Consider the following 18,849-nt stretch of genomic DNA (forward strand, 5'->3'; position numbering starts at 1 on the left):
GCTGTTCCCGGCGCCATCGCCGGTCCCTTCCTGCCGTACGGATAAGCCGCCGGAACAGGGCGTGGGGTGCCTCAGCAACCACGCGGCACGCCGCATCCGGGCATCCTCGGCGGTCACCACCGCACAGGAGATCAGGCTTCGTGGGAAGCGCCACTCCCGTCGGCGGTAGCCGGACCGAGGTACTCCCCGATGACGGCCTCCGGGACTATTCCCGGCCCCATACAACGATGTGTCCGCACATTGCGTTCACGGCAAGGATAGCGGCACGTGGAACCGACGTAGCATCAATTCGTCGGCGCGCAGGACTAGTTCAGCGCTCCACCCGCAGGTGCCGCCTCAGCTCCGCGAGCCCTCCGGTTCCGTGCTCACCGTGGCGGAGGCCGCACTCGACGCGACCGTCCGTTCCTGAGCCGCCCGCGCCCCCCGCCGCGCCGTACGCCACGCATCCCACGTCAGCACGACCAGCGCCAGCCACACCAGCCCGAACCCCGCCCAGCGCGCGGGCGGCATCGACTCGTGGAAGTAGAGGATGCCGAGCAGGAACTGGAAGACCGGTGCCAGGTACTGGAGCAGGCCCAGTGTCGACAACGGCACCCGGATCGCCGCCGCGCCGAAGCAGACGAGGGGGAGTGCGGTGACGACGCCGGTGGAGGCGAGGAGCGCGGCGTGGCCGGCGCCTTCGGTCGCGAAGGTGAGGCTGCCGTGGGAGTTCAGCCACAGCAGATAGCCGAGCGCGGGCAGGAACTGGATCGCGGTCTCCGCGGCCAGCGACTCGATACCGCCGAGGTTGACCTTCTTCTTGACCAGGCCGTACGTCGCGAAGGAGAAGGCGAGGCAGAGGGAGATCCACGGGGGCTGTCCGTAGCCGACGGTCAGGACGATCACGGCGGCGAGGCCGACGCCGACCGCGGCCCACTGCGCCGGGCGCAGCCGTTCCTTCAGGAGCAGGACGCCCATCGCGATGGTGACGAGCGGGTTGATGAAGTAGCCGAGCGAGGCCTCGACGACATGACCGCTGTTCACGGCCCAGATGTAGACGCCCCAGTTGACGGTGATGACGGCCGCGGCGATCGTGACGAGCCCCAACCTGCGCGGCTGCCGCAGCAGTTCACCGGCCCAGGCCCAGCGCCGGATCACCAGCAGCGCCACGGCGACGAAGGCGAGCGACCACACCATCCGGTGGGCGAGGATCTCGGCTGCGCTCGCGGGTTTGAGCAGTGGCCAGAACAGTGGGACCAGGCCCCACATGCCGTATGCCGCGAAGCCGTTCAGCAGTCCTATGTGGTGCTGTTCACCCTTCGGCTTCCCGCTCACGGGCCCCTCCTTCGCGCGCCACACCCGTTGGCCGCGGCTGTGCGGCCAGCACGAAGGTAACGCCGGGCGCCCCCGCCTGTCATGCCCGTATCGCCATACGGTCATGACAGGCGGGGCGGGGCCCTGCGGGGGGTGGGGTGTCAGCCCTTGAGAGCGACCGCGATCGACTCGCTGATCGGCGTGGTCGGGCGGCCCGAGAGACGGGACAGGTCACCGGTGGCGATGACCAACTCGCCCTTCTCTATGGACGCGTCGACTCCGGCGAGGATCACGGCGAGCGGCTCGGGCACTCCGGCGCCGGTGAGGATGCCGACGAGCACCTCGCCGGGGACGTTGTTGTAGGCGATCTCCTTGCCGGTCTGCCGGCTCAGCTCTGCCGCGTACTCGGCCACGCTCCACGCCTCGTCACCGCCCAGCTCGTACGTCTGGTTCTCATGGCCCTCGCCGGTCAGTACGGCGACGGCGGCGGCGGCGTAGTCGGCGCGCGCGGCGGAGGAGATCCGGCCGTCACCGGCGGCGGCCACGACGGCGTTGTGCTCCAGGACGGGGGCCAGTTGCTCGGTGTAGTTCTCGTTGTACCAGCCGTTCCGGAGCAGGGCGTACGGCAGACCGGAGGCCAGCAGCGCCTCCTCGGTGCCGCGGTGGTCGTCCGCCAGGGCGGCGGTGAGACTGCCGGGGGCGCTGGTGTAGGCGAGCAGGGCGACGCCGGCGGCCTTGGCGGCCGCGATGACGACCTTGTGCTGCTCGACCCGGCCCTTGTCGAACTCGTTGCCGGAGATCAGCAGCACCTTGTCGCCGGCGGCGAAGACGCCGTCGAAGGTCTCCGGGGCGTTGTAGTCCGCGACCACGATCTTCGCGCCGCGGTCCGCGAAGTCGGCGGCCTTCTCCGGGGTGCGCACGACGGCGGTGACCTGATCTGCGGGAACCTTCTCCAGTAGCTGCTCCACTACCAGGCGGCCGAGATGTCCGGTGGCTCCGGTGACGACGATGCTCATGATGACAACTCCTTGTGGGGTGCGATGGCGCTAACCCTAGGAGGTGCGCTAACTCAGCGAAAGTACCCACTTTGAAGTAAGGTACTGGCATGACGGTAAGTGCAGAGGTAGTGAAGATGCCGGCCCGCCGGGACGTGGACGAGGCGATGTGCCCGTCCCGCCTGCTCCTGGAACACGTCATGTCCCGCTGGGGCGTCCTGGTGCTGATCGAACTCCTCGACCGCTCGTACCGCTTCAGCGAACTGCGCCGGGCGGTCGGCCGGGTGAAGCCGGTGAGCGAGAAGATGCTGATCCAGACCCTGCAGACCCTGGAGCGGGACGGCCTCGTCCACCGCGACGCCAAGCCGGTGATCCCGCCCCGCGTCGACTACTCCCTCACCGGCCTGGGCCGCGAGGCGGCGGAACAGGTGCGGGGGCTCGCGTTGTGGACCGAGGCGCGGATGGGGGAAGTGGAGCAGGCGCGGGAGGCATATGACGCGGCGAAAAGGCTGGGCTGAGCAGCGCCGACACCTCGGGCGAAGGCATGCGACGGGCGCTCGCCGGGCACACACTTGTCAGGGCGTCGGTTGACATGAGCGGTACGTCCATCCATGCGCCCCCTCTCCGCCTCTCACGCCGCCCTGAGCCGCCGGGCATGCTGGGGCGGGGCGTTGTGCCCAACCGCGCGCCGGTCTCCCGTGCCGCCCACGGGACCACAGGCCGACGTTCGGATGCCTGACTCGGGGGTTCGCATTGGCCACAGAGAATCCGGATGCGCGAAGGAACGATTCCGCAGGACGGTCGCGGGTCGGTCGGAAACGCATCCCCTTTCCGCGTCAGGCCTGGCGTCGACGCCAGGAGGAACTTGCTTTGGGCCTCTTGGGTGAAGTCGCTCGCCTCGCCGATGAGATCCGCAACGCCAATCTGATCCAGTTGCATCGCGTCACCGCGGCACAGGTCGATCACGCGATTGCGGACCCGGCTCTGGCGTCGGCGATGAGCACGCTTGACGGCTTGTCGGACAACAAGCGAAAGCAATTACTCTTCGTCAATCGTGAGTACAGCGCGACCATGCTGGGGCAGCGTATCGGCGCCTACGGGTGGGCCGAAATGATCGGATACTTACGGGTTCTGGCGCGAAACCAGGTGTTCAAGGAGTACTGGGGGATGACCGCCGAACACCGTCGGAGTTTGCCGCGGGAGTCGCACGAAGCGAGAGTGGGCCTGGCTGTCGACCTCATCATGGAGGAGCTTGCGGAGGACCCCGACGAGTGGTGGGTCGTGGGATCGGCGGACGACGCCTGACGTGGCGTCAAGTGTCAAAGCGGTGAAGCTCATTCAACCTTGTCCATGAGGAAGGGGTTTTCATCCGTGTCTAGTGCGAAGCCTGCTAAATTTCGTCGGACGTCTGCTACGTCTCATCGGAGGGCCTGGCTTCTTCATGCCCGGCCCTAGAACAGGGTCTCCGTGCACATCGATTTTCCCCGTGTCAGTGTTGTCCGCCGACTCGGCGATTCCCCTCGTCAGCGAGGGAGTATGAATGGCGAAACGTGCCCGGACCTGTTCGAGCTGAGTGACGGCACTTTCGCGGTCATCGGCACCGACCGAACCGAAGAGCTCGACGCCCTCCTCCCCGCCGACGCCGCCCGTGCCGACTACGAGCGCATCGTCGTCATCACCCGCGACACGCTCCTCAGAGCCAAGCGGGACATCCCCGACGTATGACCTCGAACGACGGAGGGCCTGGATGCGAGCACCGCACCCAGGCCCTTCCACATGAGCGGAACCCGCTAGCCCACCACCGTCCAGGTGTCCCCACCCGCCAACAGCGCGGCCAGGTCGCCCTTCCCGTTCTGCACGATCGCGGAATCGAGCTGGTCGGCCATCTGGGTGTCGTACACCGGTCGCTCCACGGACCGCAGAACACCGATCGGCGTGTGGTGCAGGGTGTCCGGGTCGGCCAGGCGGGAGAGGGCGAAGGCGGTGGTCGGGGAGGCCGCATGGGCGTCGTGGACCAGGATCTGGGACTCGTTGGCCGGGGTCACGTCGACCACCTTCAGGTCGCCCGTCGCCGGGTCGCGGACCACACCGCGCGCACCGTCCGCGCCGAAACGGATCGGTTGCCCGTGCTCCAGGCGGATCACCGCCTCCTCGGCCTGCTGCCGGTCCTTGAGGACGTCGAAGGCGCCGTCGTTGAAGATGTTGCAGTTCTGGTAGATCTCCACCAGTGCGGTGCCCGGGTGGGCGGCGGCCTGGCGCAGCACCTCCGTCAGGTGCTTGCGGTCGGAGTCCACGGTCCGCGCCACGAAGGACGCCTCCGCGCCGATCGCCAGCGACACCGGGTTGAAGGGCGCGTCCAGCGAACCCATCGGCGTCGACTTGGTGATCTTCCCGACCTCGGAGGTCGGTGAGTACTGGCCCTTCGTCAGGCCGTAGATCCGGTTGTTGAAGAGGAGGATCTTCAGGTTGACGTTGCGGCGCAGGGCGTGGATCAGGTGGTTGCCGCCGATCGACAGCGCGTCGCCGTCGCCCGTCACCACCCAGACGCTCAAGTCCCGCCGGGACGCGGCGAGTCCGGTCGCGATCGCGGGGGCGCGGCCGTGGATGGAGTGCATGCCGTACGTGTTCATGTAGTACGGGAAACGCGACGAGCAGCCGATGCCCGAGACGAAGACGATGTTCTCCTTGGCCAGGCCCAGTTCGGGCATGAAGCCCTGGACTGCGGCCAGGATCGCGTAGTCACCGCAGCCGGGGCACCAGCGCACTTCCTGATCGGACTTGAAGTCCTTCATGGACTGGCGGGCCTCGGCCTTGGGGACGAGCGAAAGCGCCTCGATCGTGCCCGTGCCTTCCGTGGACGTCTCAGCCATCGATGGCCTCCTTGAGAGCCGTGGCGAGCTGCTCAGCCTTGAACGGCATTCCGTTCACCTGGTTGTACGAGTCCGCGTCCACCAGGTACTTCGCCCGGACCAGCGTGGCGAGCTGACCGAGGTTCATCTCGGGGATCACCACCCTGTCGTAACGCTTCAGGACCGCGCCGAGGTTCCGCGGGAAGGGATTGAGATGGCGGAGATGCGCCTGCGCGATGGACTCGCCGGCGGCGCGCAGCCGACGTACCGCCGCGGTGATCGGTCCGAACGTCGAACCCCAGCCGAGGACCAGCGTGCGCGCCTCGTGCGGGTCGTCGACCTCCAGATCCGGTACGTCGATGCCGTCGATCTTGGCCTGGCGGGTGCGGACCATGAAGTCGTGGTTGGCGGGGTCGTAGGAGATGTTGCCCGAGCCGTCCTGCTTCTCGATGCCGCCGATGCGGTGTTCCAGGCCGGGCGTGCCGGGGATCGCCCAGGGGCGGGCGAGGGTCTGCGGGTCGCGTTTGTAGGGCCAGAAGACCTCGGTGCCGTCGTCCAGGGTGTGGTTCGGGCCCTGGGCGAACTGGACGGTGAGATCCGGGAGTTCGTCGATCTCGGGGATGCGCCAGGGCTCGGAGCCGTTGGCCAGGTAGCCGTCCGAGAGCAGCATCACCGGGGTGCGGTAGGTGAGCGCGATCCGCGCCGCCTCGATCGCCGCGTCGAAGCAGTCGGCCGGTGTGCACGGGGCGACGATCGGGACCGGCGCCTCGCCGTTGCGCCCGAACATCGCCTGGAGGAGGTCCGCCTGCTCGGTCTTGGTCGGCAGACCGGTGGACGGGCCGCCGCGCTGGATGTCCAGGATGAGGAGCGGCAGTTCGAGGGAGACGGCGAGACCGATCGTTTCCGACTTCAGTGCCACACCCGGGCCGGACGTCGTGGTGACGGCCAGCGAGCCGCCGAAGGCCGCGCCCAGTGCGGCGCCGATGCCGGCGATCTCGTCCTCGGCCTGGAAGGTCCGTACGCCGAAGTTCTTGTGCCGGCTCAGCTCGTGCAGGATGTCGGAGGCGGGCGTGATCGGGTACGAGCCCAGGAACAGCGGCAGGTCCGCCTGCTGGGACGCGGCGATCAAACCGTAGGACAGGGCCAGGTTCCCGGAGATGTTGCGGTAGGTGCCGGTCGGGAAGGCCGTCGCGGCCGGGGCGACCTCGTAGGAGACCGCGAAGTCCTCCGTCGTCTCGCCGAAGTTCCAACCCGCCCTGAACGCGGCGATGTTGGCGGCGGCGATCTCCGGCTTCTTGCCGAACTTCGCCTTCAGGAACTTCTCGGTGCCCTCGGTCGGCCGGTGGTACATCCACGACAGCAGGCCCAGCGCGAACATGTTCTTGCTGCGCTCGGCCTCCTTGCGGGTCAGGCCGAACTCCTTCAGCGCCTCGACGGTGAGGGTGGTCAGCGGGACGGGGTGCAGGCTGTAGCCGTCCAGCGAACCGTCGTCGAGGGGCGAGGCGGAGTAACCCACCTTCTGCAGCGCGCGTTTGGTGAACTCGTCCGTGTTGACGATGATCTCCGCACCGCGCGGCACATCGGCGATGTTCGCCTTCAGCGCGGCCGGGTTCATCGCGACCAGCACGTTGGGCGCGTCGCCCGGGGTCAGGATGTCGTGGTCGGCGAAATGGAGCTGGAACGACGAAACCCCCGGCAGGGTGCCTGCGGGGGCGCGGATCTCGGCCGGGAAGTTCGGCAGTGTGGAGAGGTCGTTCCCGAAGGACGCCGTCTCCGAGGTGAAGCGGTCGCCGGTGAGCTGCATACCGTCACCCGAGTCACCGGCGAACCGGATGATCACCCGGTCCAGGCGTTGGACTTCCTTCACCCCCGCCGGTTTGCGTTGTTCCCCTAGCTCTCCGACGACGGCTTTGTCGGACCGCTCCGCTGGGCTACTGACCTGGCTGGTCACTGAACTGGACCTCCTCTTCGAGGACGCTGTCCGGGCATGGTCGTACCACCGACCCTCCCAGGATCAACCCTACGTCCGTAAGGGTCGCCTTCCTTCGGCCGTTCGCATGATGGACGCTGTTTTGAGACGGCCGGACGCCCTGACTTGTCATGATTTCTAGCCCCCCGACGCTTCCCCTTGGTGATGCTTGCGACGCTCCCCTTGCATTGTCCGGTTCTCGGACTCGACGAACCACGGACAGTCCCAGCCAGCGGACGACCGGCCTGGCTGAAACGGCACTCCTGGCCGGTACCGCGTCCATGGCTGACACAGTGTCAGTTTGTCAGGAGTTGAGGTAGGTGAGGACGGCCAGAACACGCCGGTGATCCCCGTCGCTGGGTGACAGCCCCAGCTTCAGGAAGATGTTGCTGACGTGCTTCTCGACCGCGCCGTCGCTCACCACCAACTGCCGGGCTATCGCGGAGTTCGTCCGCCCCTCGGCCATCAGCCCCAGCACCTCGCGCTCCCGAGGGGTGAGGCCCGCCAGCACGTCCTGCTTACGGCTGCGCCCGAGCAACTGCGCGACCACCTCCGGGTCGAGCGCCGTACCCCCCGAGGCCACCCGCACCACCGCGTCGACGAACTCACGCACCTCCGCCACCCGGTCCTTCAGCAGATAGCCGACGCCGTGGGTGGAACCGGCCAGCAGTTCGGTGGCGTAGCGCTCCTCCACGTACTGCGACAGCACCAGGACGCCGAGCCCCGGATGCGCCTTGCGCAGCTCCACCGCCGCCCGCACGCCCTCGTCCGTGTGCGTCGGCGGCATCCGTACGTCCGCCACGACGACGTCCGGCAGCGCGCCCTGGTCGGCCAGCTCGGTGATGGTCTTGACCAGCGCGTCCCCGTCGCCCACCCCGGCCACCACGTCGTGCCCGCGGTCGGTCAGCAACCGGGTCAGGCCCTCCCTGAGCAGCACTGAATCCTCGGCGATGACCACCCGCACCCTGTCCTCCACGATGTTCGGCCCCCCATAGCCCGTTCTGGCACGACCAGGCCAGCATTCCAGTATTCGGACCGGGGTGCGGGGTCACTTTTCAGTTGGCTGGCATCTTCGGCCTGTCCGGCGGCCACTTTTCGGTGGGGCGGAGTCTTCGGCCTGTCCGGCGGCCGCTTTTCGGTGGCCCGGGTTCATCAGCCTTGCGGCGGTCACTTTTCGGTGGGGTCGGCGTCATCAGCCCGTCCGGCGTTTGAGGACGAGGCCGTCCAGGCCGAAGGGGGGTCTGGGGGCGCAGCCCCAGGGGGCCCAGGGCGGCGGCCCCGCTTACTCCCTCACCCTCACCCCCGCCACGGCAACTCCGCCGTGATCCGAGTAGGCCCCCCCACCGGCGAATCGACCACCAGAATCCCGTCCACCGCATCCAACCGCCCGGCAAGACCGGCCAACCCCGAACCGCCGGAGGCATCCGCTCCGCCCACCCCGTTGTCCACGACCTGGAGCATCAGCCGGTTCTCCACCCGCCACACGTCCACCGCCGCCCACGTGGCCTTCGCGTGCTTGCTGATGTTCTGCAGCAGCTCGGAGACGGTGAAGTACGCGATCCCCTCGATGGCGGCGGCCGGCCGCGACGGCAGGTCCACGTCCACCTGCACCGGGACCGTGCAGCGCGAGGCGACGGAGGACAGGGCGGCGTCCAGCCCCCGGTCCGTCAGCACAGCCGGATGGATCCCGCGCGCCAGATCCCGCAGCTCCTGCAAGGCCGTCTTCACCTCGCCGTGGGCCTCGCCCACCATGCGCGCGGCGGCCTCTGGGTCCTCCGTGAGCTTCTCCTTCGCCAGCCCCAGATCCATGGCCAGCGCCACCAGCCGGGCCTGCGCCCCGTCGTGCAGGTCCCGTTCGATGCGCCGCAGGTCGGCCGCGGCTGTGTCGACCACGACACCCCGGTCGGACTCCAGCTCCACGACCCGTGTGGCCAGCGACGACGGCCCGAGCAGCCCGTGCACCATCAGCCGGTCGACCATCGTGAGCGCCCGCACGATCCACGGCGTGGCCAGCGTGAAGAGCAGTCCCACCAGCGCGGTGACCGTGATCTCGAACGGGTTGTCGAGGTAGATCCGGTGCTGCCCGTCGCCGTACAACTGAAGGCCGCCCTGGCCGCCGTACATCGGGAAGAGCCAGAACCACAGTGGATACGTCAGCAGCGCCCAGCCGTAGGCCCAGAAGTTGAGGGCGACGACGAAGGAGAAGACCGCCCAGGGGAAGTGGAGCACCGCGTAGAGCAGGTGGCGCCAGGACGCGCCGGACTTGAGGACGGCGCCCATCCAGGCCATCGGGCCGCTCTTCTTCATCCGCAGCGGCTCGGGGGCGGCGACGTCGAGGTCGAGCAGCCGCCGGGCCCGCGCCCGCTCCAGCGCGCCGAAGCCGCGGCAGCCGGCCAGGGCACCGGCCAGGACCGGAACTCCGAGGAACGTGATCAGCAGGCCCGCGCCGAGCGCCACCATCGTCACCGCGTAGGTGAAGAGCAGGACGCTGATCGGCAGGCTCAGCAGCACATAGCCGAACTCACGCCAGCTACGCCCCTCCAACGGCGCGCGCAGCCCGGCCGGCAGCCGACGCCGCGCCCGCTCCTCGCCGGCGACCGTCCCGTGCGATCGGTACCCGTGCCCGTACTCCGTGGCCATCAGCGTCTTCCTGTCCTGATCGTCCGCCTGCTCCCGCAGCGTTGCTGTCGTACCTCCACACTGCTCGGTCCCACGTCCCGGAGCCATGGAGTCCGTCGGCGTCCTTGAAGGGGGGTTTTCCCTACCTCTGGCTGCACCTCTGGCTGCGCGGGTGGGCATGGTTCGGTCGCGCCGGGGCGGTTCGTTGGTGGCTGTTGTGGGGCCGCCGGGCGCGGGGGCAGGGACGAACAGGGCCTCCACGATGGCGAGTTGCGGGCGGGGTGGGCTTCCCGGGTGTGGGTGGTCGGGAGGTTGCGCTACCGCGAGCCGCCCCGATCGGCAGCGCGTTCTCGCCAGGGCAGTTCCCCACCCCGTGCCCGCCTGGTGGTTGGAGACGAACGGGTGGTCCACGGTGGCGAGTTGGTCGGCGAGGCCGCGTCTCCGGTGTGGGTGGTCGGGAGGTTGCGCTACTGCGAGCCGCCTGGATCGGAGGCGCGTTCGTGCCAAGGCAGCTCCCCCCCGGTACCCGGCTGAGGGCCGCCCGTTCGGCGGTCGGAGACGAACGGGCCATCTACTGCGGCGAGTTGGCCGGTGAGGCCGCCTTCCGGTACGCGTGTTCGGGAGGTTGCGCTACTGCCGGCCACCCGCACCGGCCGCGCGTTCCCGCCAAGGCAGCTCCGCCGTGATCGTCGTAGGGCCGCCCGGTGGGGAGTCGAGGACGAACAGGCCGTCCACCGCGCCGAGTCGGTCGGCCAGGCCGCGCATGCCGGTGCCGCCGTCGAGGCGGGCGCCGCCGCGGCCGTCGTCCCATACCTGGATGAGCAGCCGGTCATCCGCCCGCCACACGTCCACCGACGCGGAACGGGCGCCGCTGTGCTTGCTGATGTTCTGCAGCAGCTCGGAGACGGTGAAGTACGCGATGCCCTCGATGGCCGCCGCCGGGCGCGCCCCCAGGTCGGCCGTCACCTTCACCGGGACCGTGCAGCGCGAGGCGACGGAGGAGAGCGCCGCGTCGAGACCCCGGTCCGTGAGGACGGCGGGATGAATACCGCGCGCCAGGTCGCGCAGTTCCTGGAGCGCGAGCTTCACCTCGCCGTGCGCCTCGTCGACCATCGCGGCGACATGCTCGTCGGCCTGGCCCTCCAGCAGCTTCTCCTTGGCCAGGCCCAGGCCCATGGCCAGATTGACCAGTCGGGCCTGCGCCCCGTCGTGCAGGTCCCGCTCGATGCGCCGCAGGTCCGCCGCCGCTGTGTCGACCACGACACCCCGGTCCGACTCCAGCTCGGCGATACGGCGCTCCAACTCGTCGGACGGAGAGAGGAGACCCCGCACCATCGCCCGGTCCGCGTTCGCCAGCCCCCGCGCGATGAACGGCAGCACCGGCCACAGCACGAACAACGAGGTCAGCGTGATCGTGAAGGTGACGATGCCCCACGGCAACCGCATCCCGTCGTACAGCACCGTCCGCCACCCCACCGGATCCTTCAGCGCCATCCACACCCGCTGCAGCAACCCGCCCCCCTTGCGCAACGGCAACGGGCTCGGCTCCTCGATCCGCACCCCGAGCAGCCGCCGGGCCCGGCCCCGCTCGAACTTCCCCATCAGCCGCGCACCCATCAGCCCCAGCGCGAGCAGCGGAAACCCGACCACGGTGATCGTCAGCGCGGCACTGGTGAACAGCACCGTCACCACATAGACGAACCCGAACACCGCCATCGGCAGATTCGCCAGGAGATGCGCGATCTCCTTCCAGGTGTGTCTGTCGTAGGCGAAGCGGGCCGGCGGCAACGGCTCGTCGAGCTTGTCGCCGCCGAAGGCCGCCGGGTCGGCGTAGGGGATGCGTACGGTCATATGGGCCAGCGTGCCGCGCGGCGCGCCCCGGCGCCATGAGGTATGCCGCCCCGGTCTCCTGGGGAAAACCCCACCCCCGCCTCCGCCCCATCGTTCCCTCCCATCATTCCGAGCGGATCTCAAGCCGTGACGGGCTGCTTACGGTCCCTTTAACAGGGCCTAGACTCCCGTGCGTACGGATCGTCGAACACAGAGTTCACACGGGTCACCGGGGCACCGGGCATCGGGAGCGGGGCCGTGGGAACCCGTGCGGAAGAGGAGGGGCCGACTTGCGGGAGACGTTGCACGGGACCTTGCCGGAGAGCCTCGGAGAGAGCTTGCGGGAACCGACCGTGGTCGTCGCGGCTGACTACTTCCGGTCCTACTCCGTCGTGGGGCTGCTCGCCGTCGTCGGCGTCCTCTTCGTCGCCGTTGCCTTCGGCGCCGGCCGCCTGCTGCGCCCGGTCGTCCCCACCCCCGAAAAACTCCTCACCTACGAGTGCGGCGTCGACCCCGTCGGCGAGGGCTGGGCCCACACCCAGGTCCGCTACTACGTCTACGCGTTCCTCTACGTCATCTTCGCCGTCGACTCGATCTTCCTCTTCCCCTGGGCCACGGTCTTCGCCGCGCCGGGCTACGGCGCGACGACCCTCGTCGAGATGTTCATCTTCCTCGGCTTCCTCGCCGTGGGCCTGCTGTACGCATACAAGAAGGGCGTCCTGACATGGACGTGAACCCCGAGCCCGTGCTGCTGCCGGAGCCGAAACGACTGGGCACCCTCGCCCGCCTCGCCCCCGAGCCGATGAAGGTGGTCCTCAACTGGGGCCGCCGCTACTCGCTCTGGGTCTTCAACTTCGGCCTCGCCTGCTGCGCCATCGAGTTCATCGCCGCGTCCATGGCCCGCCACGACTTCATCCGCCTCGGCGTGATCCCCTTCGCGCCCGGCCCGCGCCAGGCCGACCTGATGGTCGTCTCCGGCACGGTCACGGACAAGATGGCCCCCGCCGTGAAACGCCTCTACGAGCAGATGCCCGAACCGAAGTACGTCATCTCCTTCGGCGCGTGCAGCAACTGCGGCGGCCCCTACTGGGACTCCTACTCCGTCACCAAGGGCGTCGACCAGATCATCCCGGTCGACGTCTACGTCCCCGGCTGCCCGCCCCGCCCCGAAGCCCTCCTCCAGGGCATCCTCAAACTCCAGGAGAAGATCGCCCGCGAGTCGCTGGGGGAGCGGTACGGGTACGGGGCCGCGGGTGGGGCCACGGGGGCGCGTCCCTCTACGGCGGCCCTGCAGAGCGGACTGGTGACGGCACCGGCACCGGTGTCGGCGCCGACACCGACGCCCGGCGAGACAGCCACGGACTCGGACTCGGATCCGGGGGACGCCCGATGACCGCCGTCGGCTGGCTGCCCGCGCCCACCGAGGAACTCTTCGGCCCCGAGGCCACGGCCGAGGAGTCGTACGAACTCCTCACCGTCGACGTACCGCCCACCACCTGGCTCTCCGCCCTGCGCACCGCCCGCGACGACCTCGGCTGCACCTACTTCGACTGGCTGAGCGCGGTCGACGAACCGGGCACCGGCTTCCGCGTCTCGGCCCACGTCGTGGCGCTGTCACCGGTACGCCGTCTCCTCGTCCGGACGACAGTCCCGCACGAGAACCCGGCACTCCCCACCGCCGTGGACGTCTACGCGGGCGCCGCCTGGCACGAACGCGAGACACACGAAATGTTCGGCGTCGACTTCGAGGGCCACCCGGCACTGGACCACCTCCTCCTCCCGGAGACCTTCGAAGGCCACCCCCTCCGCAAGGACTTCGTCCTGGCGGCCCGCGTGGCCAAGGCCTGGCCCGGCGCCAAGGAACCCGGCGAGTCCGACCACGGCGGCCCCAAGCGCCGCCAGATGCTCCCACCCGGCGTCCCCGACCCGAACGAATGGGGCCCCCTGAAGGGCCAACTCCCCCCGGCCCCGACCCGCCCGACCCGAGCGGCGGGCGGCCGTCCACCCCGAGCTGTCGAAGGGGACCGCCCGGCCCGAGCGGCCGCAGGGGACCGTCCGGTACGACGCGCCCGCACGGCATCGGAGGGCTCGGCGAGCCAGACGCCACCGGCCGGGGGCGAAGCGCCGCAGCCGCAGCCGCAGACCGGCAGTGAAGTGCCGCCGACCGAGGGCGCCCCCGCGAGGCCGCGCCGGTCACGCAGCGCGAGCGAGGGTTCAGCTTCGCAACAGCCACCGGCACTGGCACAGGCACCGGTGTCGGCACAGGCACCGACCCCGGCACCAGGGCCCGCCGCGGAACCAGCACCCCCAGCAGACCCGGCGTCCGCGCCGGCACCGGCACCAGCACCGGAGGGCACCCCGGCCCAGCCCCCCACCCCGCCCCGCAGCGCGGACGCACCGTGGCACCACGCCCGCCCGGCCTTCGACGAGCCCGCGTCCGAGCCGGCGCCTCAGCCGGAGCCGGACTCCACCACGAGGCCGGCCGGCGGAGAGTCATCCGAAGCCGACTCAACCCCCGAGAAACCGGCCCGCGAAGACCCGGCCCCCGAAGACCCAACCCCCGACACCCCCGCAGGAGGCTCGCAGTGAACGACGCGCTCGACGTCGCCCTGCGACTCCTGATCGTCTTCGTCGTCTTCCTCACCTTCCCCCTGATCGTCGGCCAGACCGAGCACAAGGTGATGGCCCACATGCAGGGCCGCCTCGGCCCGATGTACGCCGGTGGCTTCCACGGCTGGGCCCAACTCGTCGCGGACGGCGTGAAGTTCGCGCAGAAGGAAGACATCGTCCCGGCGGGCGCGGACCGCCGTATCTTCCAACTCGCCCCCGCCGTCGCCCTCCTCCCGTACCTGCTCGTCCTCCTCGCCATCCCGATCGGCCCGAGCGAGGGCGCCGTCGGCCAGGTCCTGGACGCGGGCATCTTCTTCGTCCTCGCGGTGATGGGCGTGGGCGTCCTCGGCTCCCTCATGGCCGGCTGGGCCTCCGCCAACAAGTTCTCCCTCCTCGGCGGCCTCCGCACCGCCGCGCAACTCCTCGCCTACGAACTCCCCATGCTGCTCACCGCCGCCTCCGTGGCGATGGCGGCCGGCACGGTCTCCCTCCCCGGCATCCTCGACGCCTTCCACTGGTGGTGGCTGCCCTGGCAGATCGTCGGCGCGATCGTGTTCTTCGTGGCCGGCCTGGCCGAACTCCAGCGCCCACCCTTCGACATGCCCGTCGCCGACTCCGAGATCATCTTCGGTGCCTACACCGAGTACACCGGTCTACGCTTCGCTCTCTTCCTCCTCGCCGAGTACGCCGGAATCGTCGTCCTGTGCGGCCTGACCACCGTCCTCTTCCTGGGCGGCTGGCACGGCCCGTGGGGTGCGGACGGCCTCGGCTGGGTGTGGACCCTGCTGAAGACCGCGCTCCTCGCCTTCGTCGTCATCTGGCTCCGCGTCACCTATCCCCGCCTCCGCGAGGACCAGCTCCAGAAGCTCTCCTGGACCCTCCTCGTCCCCCTCTCCCTCGCTCAGATCGCCCTGACCGGCATCGTGAAGGTGGTGTTCCTCCAGTGACCCCGTTCCCCGGCTCCGGCCTGGCCAAGGGCCTGGCCGTCACCCTGCGCACGATGACGAAGAAGACCGTCACCGAGCAGTACCCGGACACCCAGCCCGACCTCCCGCCCCGCACCCGCGGAGTCATCGGCCTGTTCGAGGAGAACTGCACGGTCTGCATGCTCTGCGCCCGCGAGTGCCCCGACTGGTGCATCTACATCGACTCCCACAAGGAGACGGTCCCGGCGGCGGCCCCCGGTGGCCGCGAGCGCAGCCGCAACGTCCTCGACCGCTTCGCCATCGACTTCTCCCTCTGCATGTACTGCGGTATCTGCATCGAGGTCTGTCCTTTCGACGCCCTCTTCTGGTCCCCGGAGTTCGAGTACGCCGAGACCGACATCCGCGAACTCACCCACGAACGGGACAAGCTCCGCGAGTGGATGTGGACCGTCCCGGCCCCACCCGCCCTCGACCCCGGCGCCGAGGAACCCAAGGAGATCGCCGCCGCCCGCAAGGCCGCCGAGAAGCTGGCCGCGACTCAGGCCGCCGCGCAGGCCGCGGAGGTCGGACAGCCCGAGTCCGAAACCGCCGAGCCCGAGCCCACCGAGCCGCCGGAGGGACAGTCGTGACCCTCGCCGCCTCCACCGCCGCGGCGATCGTCGCCGCCGCCCACACTCACGGCTTTCTCTCACCGACCGGCGTGGAGATCGCCTTCCTCCTCGTCGGCCTGGTCACCTTCGGCGCCGCTCTTGTCACCGTCACCACCAGGCAGTTGGTGCACGCCGCCCTGTGGCTGGTGGTGACCCTCGGGGGTCTCGCCGTCGAATACCTCCTGCTCACCGCCGAGTTCATCGCCTGGGTGCAGGTCCTCATCTATGTCGGTTCCGTCGTCGTCCTCCTTCTCTTCGGTCTGATGCTCACCAAGGCCCCCATCGGCCGCTCCCCGGACGCCGACTCGGGCAACCGGTGGGTCGCCCTCGCCGTGGCCGTCGCCGCCGCGGCGGCCCTGGTGTGGGTCGTCGTCGACGCCTTCCGCGCGACCTGGATGGACCTGGACGGTCCGGCCGCCGGCTCGACCGCGGTGACCGGCGCGAGCCTGTTCCAGAACTGGGTCCTTCCCTTCGAGGCCCTCTCCGTCCTTCTCCTCGCGGCCCTGGTCGGCGCGATCGTCCTGTCCCGCAAAGCGAAGGCGGAGTCGAGCTCTCCCCCTGTGAACTCCCGGGCCGCGACCGGTAGTTCCCCATCCGTACCAGATTCCCGTAATCACACGATCGGGCGAAAAGGCCCGAATCAAGGCAACGATCCGACCGAGCGGGAAGGAGCCCACTGATGCACCTCGTCTATCCCGCCGTGCTCGCCGCCCTCCTCTTCTGCACGGGCCTCTACGGTGTCCTCGCCCGCCGCAACGCGATCCTCGTGCTGATGTCGGTCGAGCTGATGCTCAACGCCGTCAACCTGAACCTGGTCGCCTTCGACGTCTGGCTCAGCAGGGCCGCCGACGACAAGCTCCACTCCGGACAGGCCGTGACCCTGTTCACCATCGCCATCGCCGCCGCCGAGATCGGCATCGGCCTGGCGATCGTCCTCGCCGTCTACCGGGGCCGCGGCACCTCCGACGTCGACAAGCTCCGCGACACCGCCGAGGGCCACGAATCCGACGGTCCCGGCGGGACCGACGCCCCCGACGCCCCCGACGCCCCCGACGGCTCCGACAACGACGGCACCGAGCCCCCCGCGGCCGAGAAGGCTGAGGCCACCGCGTGACCACGACCACCCTCGCCGTCCTCGTCCCCCTCCTTCCGCTCCTGGGCGCCGCGGCAGGCCTGCTCCTGGGCCGCACCGCCCCCGGGTTCATCCGCCCGCTCGCCGTCCTGCCGACGCTCGCCGCGCTTGCGCTGGCCGCCGTGGTCGCCGTACGCCAGGGCGGTGACGCGGCCCTCGACTCCGCCACCGAACTCACGCCCACCGGCTCGGTTCCCGTCGAACTCGCCCTGCACATCGACGGGTTCGCCGCCCTCGTGGCCGTCCTGGTCGGCTTCGTCGCCACCTGTGTGCAGATCTACTCGACGGGCTACCTGCGCGACGACCCGCGCTACCCCTCGTATGCCGCCCTCGTCTCCCTCTTCACCTCCGCGATGCTCCTCGTCGTCTACTCCGGCGACCTGATCGTGCTGCTGGTCGGCTGGGAGGTCATGGGCATCTGCTCCTACTTCCTGGTCGGCCACTACTGGGAGACCCCGGAGGCCCGCGCCGCCTCCATCAAGGCCTTCCTCGTCACCAAACTCGGCGATGTCCCCTTCCTGATCGGCCTGTTCGCGCTCGCCACCGACGCCGGGTCCTTCCGCGTCACCAAGGTCCTCGGCACCGTCGCGAGCGGCGGGCTGCACCACCCGACGCTGATCGCGCTGCTGCTCCTGGCCGGGGTGGCGGGCAAGTCGGCGCAGTTCCCGCTGCACACCTGGCTCCCCGACGCGATGGCCGGCCCCACCCCCGTCTCCGCGCTGATCCACGCCGCGACGATGGTCGCCGCCGGTGTCTACTTCGTCGCCCGTCTCCTTCCGGTCTTCGAGGCCTCCTCGGCCGCGATGGTCGTCCTCGCCGTCATGGCCGCCGTGACGATGGCCGGTTCGGGCCTCGTCGCGCTCGCCCAGGACGACATCAAGCGCGTCCTCGCCTACTCGACGATCGGTCAACTCGGCTACATGACCGGCGCTCTCGCCGTCGGCGACCGCGGTGCCGCCGTCTTCCACCTCCTGTCCCACGGCGCCTTCAAGGCGCTGCTCTTCCTCGCGGCCGGCGTGATCATCCACGCCTCCGGCACCAACTCACTGGCTGCCATGTCCCGTATGAGCAACCTCCGCGCCCGCGTCCCCGACGCCTTCTGGACGATGACCGTGGCGCTCCTCGCGCTCGCCGCGATCCCGCCCTTCAGCGGCTTCTTCTCCAAGGAGTCCGTCCTCGGCGCCGCCGAACACGTCGCCACCGAGCACGGCGGGCACATCCCCGGCGCCGCGGGCTGGATCGTCCTCGTCGCCGGCCTGCTCACGGCCCTGCTCACCGCCGCCTACGCGATGCGCCTGTGGCTGCTCGCCTTCCACGGCCGGGGCGCCGAGGCCCCCGACCACGGCAGACAGCCCGTGGCGATGAACGCCGTGCTGTGGGTGCTCGCCGTCCCGTCCCTCGCCCTCGGCGGACTCGCCTACCGCGTGCTCCCCGACTGGTTCGACGGCCGCGACCTCACCCCGACGCTCGCCACCTCGGTGCTGGGCACCGGCGTCGCCCTGGTCGGCGGCATCGTCACCTACGGCGCCTGGCGGCAGACCACCGCGCTAGCGGCCCGCGCACCGCTGGGTGCGGTCGCGGCCCACCCGGAGGGCGACGCCGGACTCGTCGAGGCCGAGGCCATCGCAAGCCACGCGCCCGCCTACGGAGACGTCGCATCGGCACCCGACCCGGCGGACCCGGGCCGCCTCCTGCTCGGCCCGCTGCACCGCCACGCGGCCACCGGCTTCCATCTGGACGCCGTGTACGCGGCCCTGTTCGTCCGCCCGGTGACGGCGGCGGCAAGTCTCGTCCGCTTCCTCGACCGCGAGGTCGTCGACACCTATGTACGCGGCGCGGGCACCCTGCCCCGGCTCCTCGGAGCCGCCGTCAGGCGCGCCCAGACCGGCAATGTGCAGACCTATGTGAGCGCGCTGCTCGCCGGCACCGTCGTCCTGACGGTCGCCGTCCTCCTCGTCGCCACGGGAGCGTGAGCA

General features: G+C 69.9%; 18 protein-coding genes. 11 read left to right on the plus strand and 7 right to left on the minus strand.

Annotated elements, in window-relative coordinates; genetic code table 11:
- Positions 1 to 336 precede the first annotated feature (336 nt).
- Together rarD and ABZT04_RS14145 are read right to left on the minus strand one after the other, a co-directional pair.
- Complete coding sequence (gene rarD, locus ABZT04_RS14140; RefSeq protein WP_356056454.1) at positions 337 to 1,314, minus strand: EamA family transporter RarD; 978 nt, start codon at positions 1,312 to 1,314, stop codon at positions 337 to 339.
- A 140-nt stretch (positions 1,315 to 1,454) separates the two neighbouring features.
- A complete protein-coding gene (locus ABZT04_RS14145; RefSeq protein ID WP_356056455.1) occupies positions 1,455 to 2,309 on the minus strand; it encodes an NAD(P)H-binding protein in 855 nt (284 codons plus the stop codon).
- 89 nt (positions 2,310 to 2,398) lie between these two features.
- Between ABZT04_RS14145 and ABZT04_RS14150 the strand changes: the two genes are divergently transcribed.
- The 3 genes from ABZT04_RS14150 (at position 2,399) to ABZT04_RS14160 (ending at position 4,013) form a co-directional block, all read left to right on the plus strand.
- Positions 2,399 to 2,806 (plus strand): helix-turn-helix domain-containing protein, encoded by a 408-nt coding sequence (locus ABZT04_RS14150; protein ID WP_356056456.1) that lies wholly within the window; start codon positions 2,399 to 2,401, stop codon positions 2,804 to 2,806.
- 361 nt (positions 2,807 to 3,167) lie between these two features.
- Complete coding sequence (locus tag ABZT04_RS14155; protein WP_356056457.1) at positions 3,168 to 3,593, plus strand: DUF6082 family protein; 426 nt, start codon at positions 3,168 to 3,170, stop codon at positions 3,591 to 3,593.
- A gap of 231 nt (positions 3,594 to 3,824) precedes the next feature.
- On the plus strand, positions 3,825 to 4,013 hold the full coding sequence (locus ABZT04_RS14160) for a hypothetical protein (RefSeq protein WP_356056458.1): 189 nt from the start codon (positions 3,825 to 3,827) through the stop codon (positions 4,011 to 4,013).
- Between the two features lie 65 nt (positions 4,014 to 4,078).
- Here ABZT04_RS14160 and ABZT04_RS14165 read toward each other — a convergent pair whose 3' ends face one another.
- From ABZT04_RS14165 to ABZT04_RS14185, 5 genes are all read right to left on the minus strand, one after another.
- Positions 4,079 to 5,158 (minus strand): 2-oxoacid:ferredoxin oxidoreductase subunit beta, encoded by a 1,080-nt coding sequence (locus ABZT04_RS14165; RefSeq protein WP_356056459.1) that lies wholly within the window; start codon positions 5,156 to 5,158, stop codon positions 4,079 to 4,081.
- The gene (locus ABZT04_RS14170; protein WP_356056460.1) at positions 5,151 to 7,088 is read right to left on the minus strand and encodes a 2-oxoacid:acceptor oxidoreductase subunit alpha; all 1,938 of its coding nucleotides are present in this window, start codon (positions 7,086 to 7,088) and stop codon (positions 5,151 to 5,153) included. Before ABZT04_RS14170 ends, ABZT04_RS14165 begins: the two co-directional genes overlap by 8 nt.
- Positions 7,089 to 7,410: 322 nt before the next feature.
- On the minus strand, positions 7,411 to 8,070 hold the full coding sequence (locus ABZT04_RS14175; RefSeq protein WP_356056559.1) for a response regulator transcription factor: 660 nt from the start codon (positions 8,068 to 8,070) through the stop codon (positions 7,411 to 7,413).
- 332 nt (positions 8,071 to 8,402) lie between these two features.
- Positions 8,403 to 9,746: a sensor domain-containing protein gene (locus ABZT04_RS14180; RefSeq protein WP_356056461.1), complete on the minus strand. Its 1,344-nt coding sequence runs from the start codon at positions 9,744 to 9,746 to the stop codon at positions 8,403 to 8,405.
- Positions 9,747 to 10,355: 609 nt separating this feature from the next.
- Positions 10,356 to 11,576 (minus strand): sensor domain-containing protein, encoded by a 1,221-nt coding sequence (locus ABZT04_RS14185; protein ID WP_356056463.1) that lies wholly within the window; start codon positions 11,574 to 11,576, stop codon positions 10,356 to 10,358.
- 317 nt (positions 11,577 to 11,893) lie between these two features.
- Between ABZT04_RS14185 and ABZT04_RS14190 the strand changes: the two genes are divergently transcribed.
- From ABZT04_RS14190 to ABZT04_RS14225, 8 genes are read left to right on the plus strand one after another with little or no spacing between them, the layout of a single operon-like run.
- Positions 11,894 to 12,289 carry an NADH-quinone oxidoreductase subunit A gene (locus tag ABZT04_RS14190; RefSeq protein WP_356056464.1) on the plus strand — a complete coding sequence of 132 codons (396 nt, stop codon included), beginning with the start codon at positions 11,894 to 11,896 and terminating at the stop codon, positions 12,287 to 12,289.
- Positions 12,280 to 12,948 carry an NADH-quinone oxidoreductase subunit B family protein gene (locus ABZT04_RS14195; protein WP_356056465.1) on the plus strand — a complete coding sequence of 223 codons (669 nt, stop codon included), beginning with the start codon at positions 12,280 to 12,282 and terminating at the stop codon, positions 12,946 to 12,948. Before ABZT04_RS14190 ends, ABZT04_RS14195 begins: the two co-directional genes overlap by 10 nt.
- On the plus strand, positions 12,945 to 14,144 hold the full coding sequence (locus ABZT04_RS14200) for an NADH-quinone oxidoreductase subunit C (RefSeq protein ID WP_356056466.1): 1,200 nt from the start codon (positions 12,945 to 12,947) through the stop codon (positions 14,142 to 14,144). Before ABZT04_RS14195 ends, ABZT04_RS14200 begins: the two co-directional genes overlap by 4 nt.
- Complete coding sequence (locus ABZT04_RS14205; RefSeq protein ID WP_355904966.1) at positions 14,141 to 15,112, plus strand: complex I subunit 1 family protein; 972 nt, start codon at positions 14,141 to 14,143, stop codon at positions 15,110 to 15,112. The genes ABZT04_RS14200 and ABZT04_RS14205 overlap by 4 nt, the downstream gene beginning before the upstream one ends.
- Complete coding sequence (locus ABZT04_RS14210) at positions 15,109 to 15,720, plus strand: NADH-quinone oxidoreductase subunit I (protein ID WP_356056467.1); 612 nt, start codon at positions 15,109 to 15,111, stop codon at positions 15,718 to 15,720. The genes ABZT04_RS14205 and ABZT04_RS14210 overlap by 4 nt, the downstream gene beginning before the upstream one ends.
- Positions 15,717 to 16,421 (plus strand): NADH-quinone oxidoreductase subunit J, encoded by a 705-nt coding sequence (locus ABZT04_RS14215; RefSeq protein ID WP_356056469.1) that lies wholly within the window; start codon positions 15,717 to 15,719, stop codon positions 16,419 to 16,421. The genes ABZT04_RS14210 and ABZT04_RS14215 overlap by 4 nt, the downstream gene beginning before the upstream one ends.
- On the plus strand, positions 16,421 to 16,855 hold the full coding sequence (gene nuoK / locus ABZT04_RS14220; protein ID WP_356056471.1) for an NADH-quinone oxidoreductase subunit NuoK: 435 nt from the start codon (positions 16,421 to 16,423) through the stop codon (positions 16,853 to 16,855). Before ABZT04_RS14215 ends, nuoK begins: the two co-directional genes overlap by 1 nt.
- A complete protein-coding gene (locus ABZT04_RS14225) occupies positions 16,852 to 18,846 on the plus strand; it encodes an NADH-quinone oxidoreductase subunit L (RefSeq protein ID WP_356056473.1) in 1,995 nt (664 codons plus the stop codon). The genes nuoK and ABZT04_RS14225 overlap by 4 nt, the downstream gene beginning before the upstream one ends.
- Positions 18,847 to 18,849: the final 3 nt, after the last annotated feature.

The organism is Streptomyces sp. NPDC005492, from assembly GCF_040605995.1.
Taxonomy (GTDB): domain Bacteria; phylum Actinomycetota; class Actinomycetes; order Streptomycetales; family Streptomycetaceae; genus Streptomyces.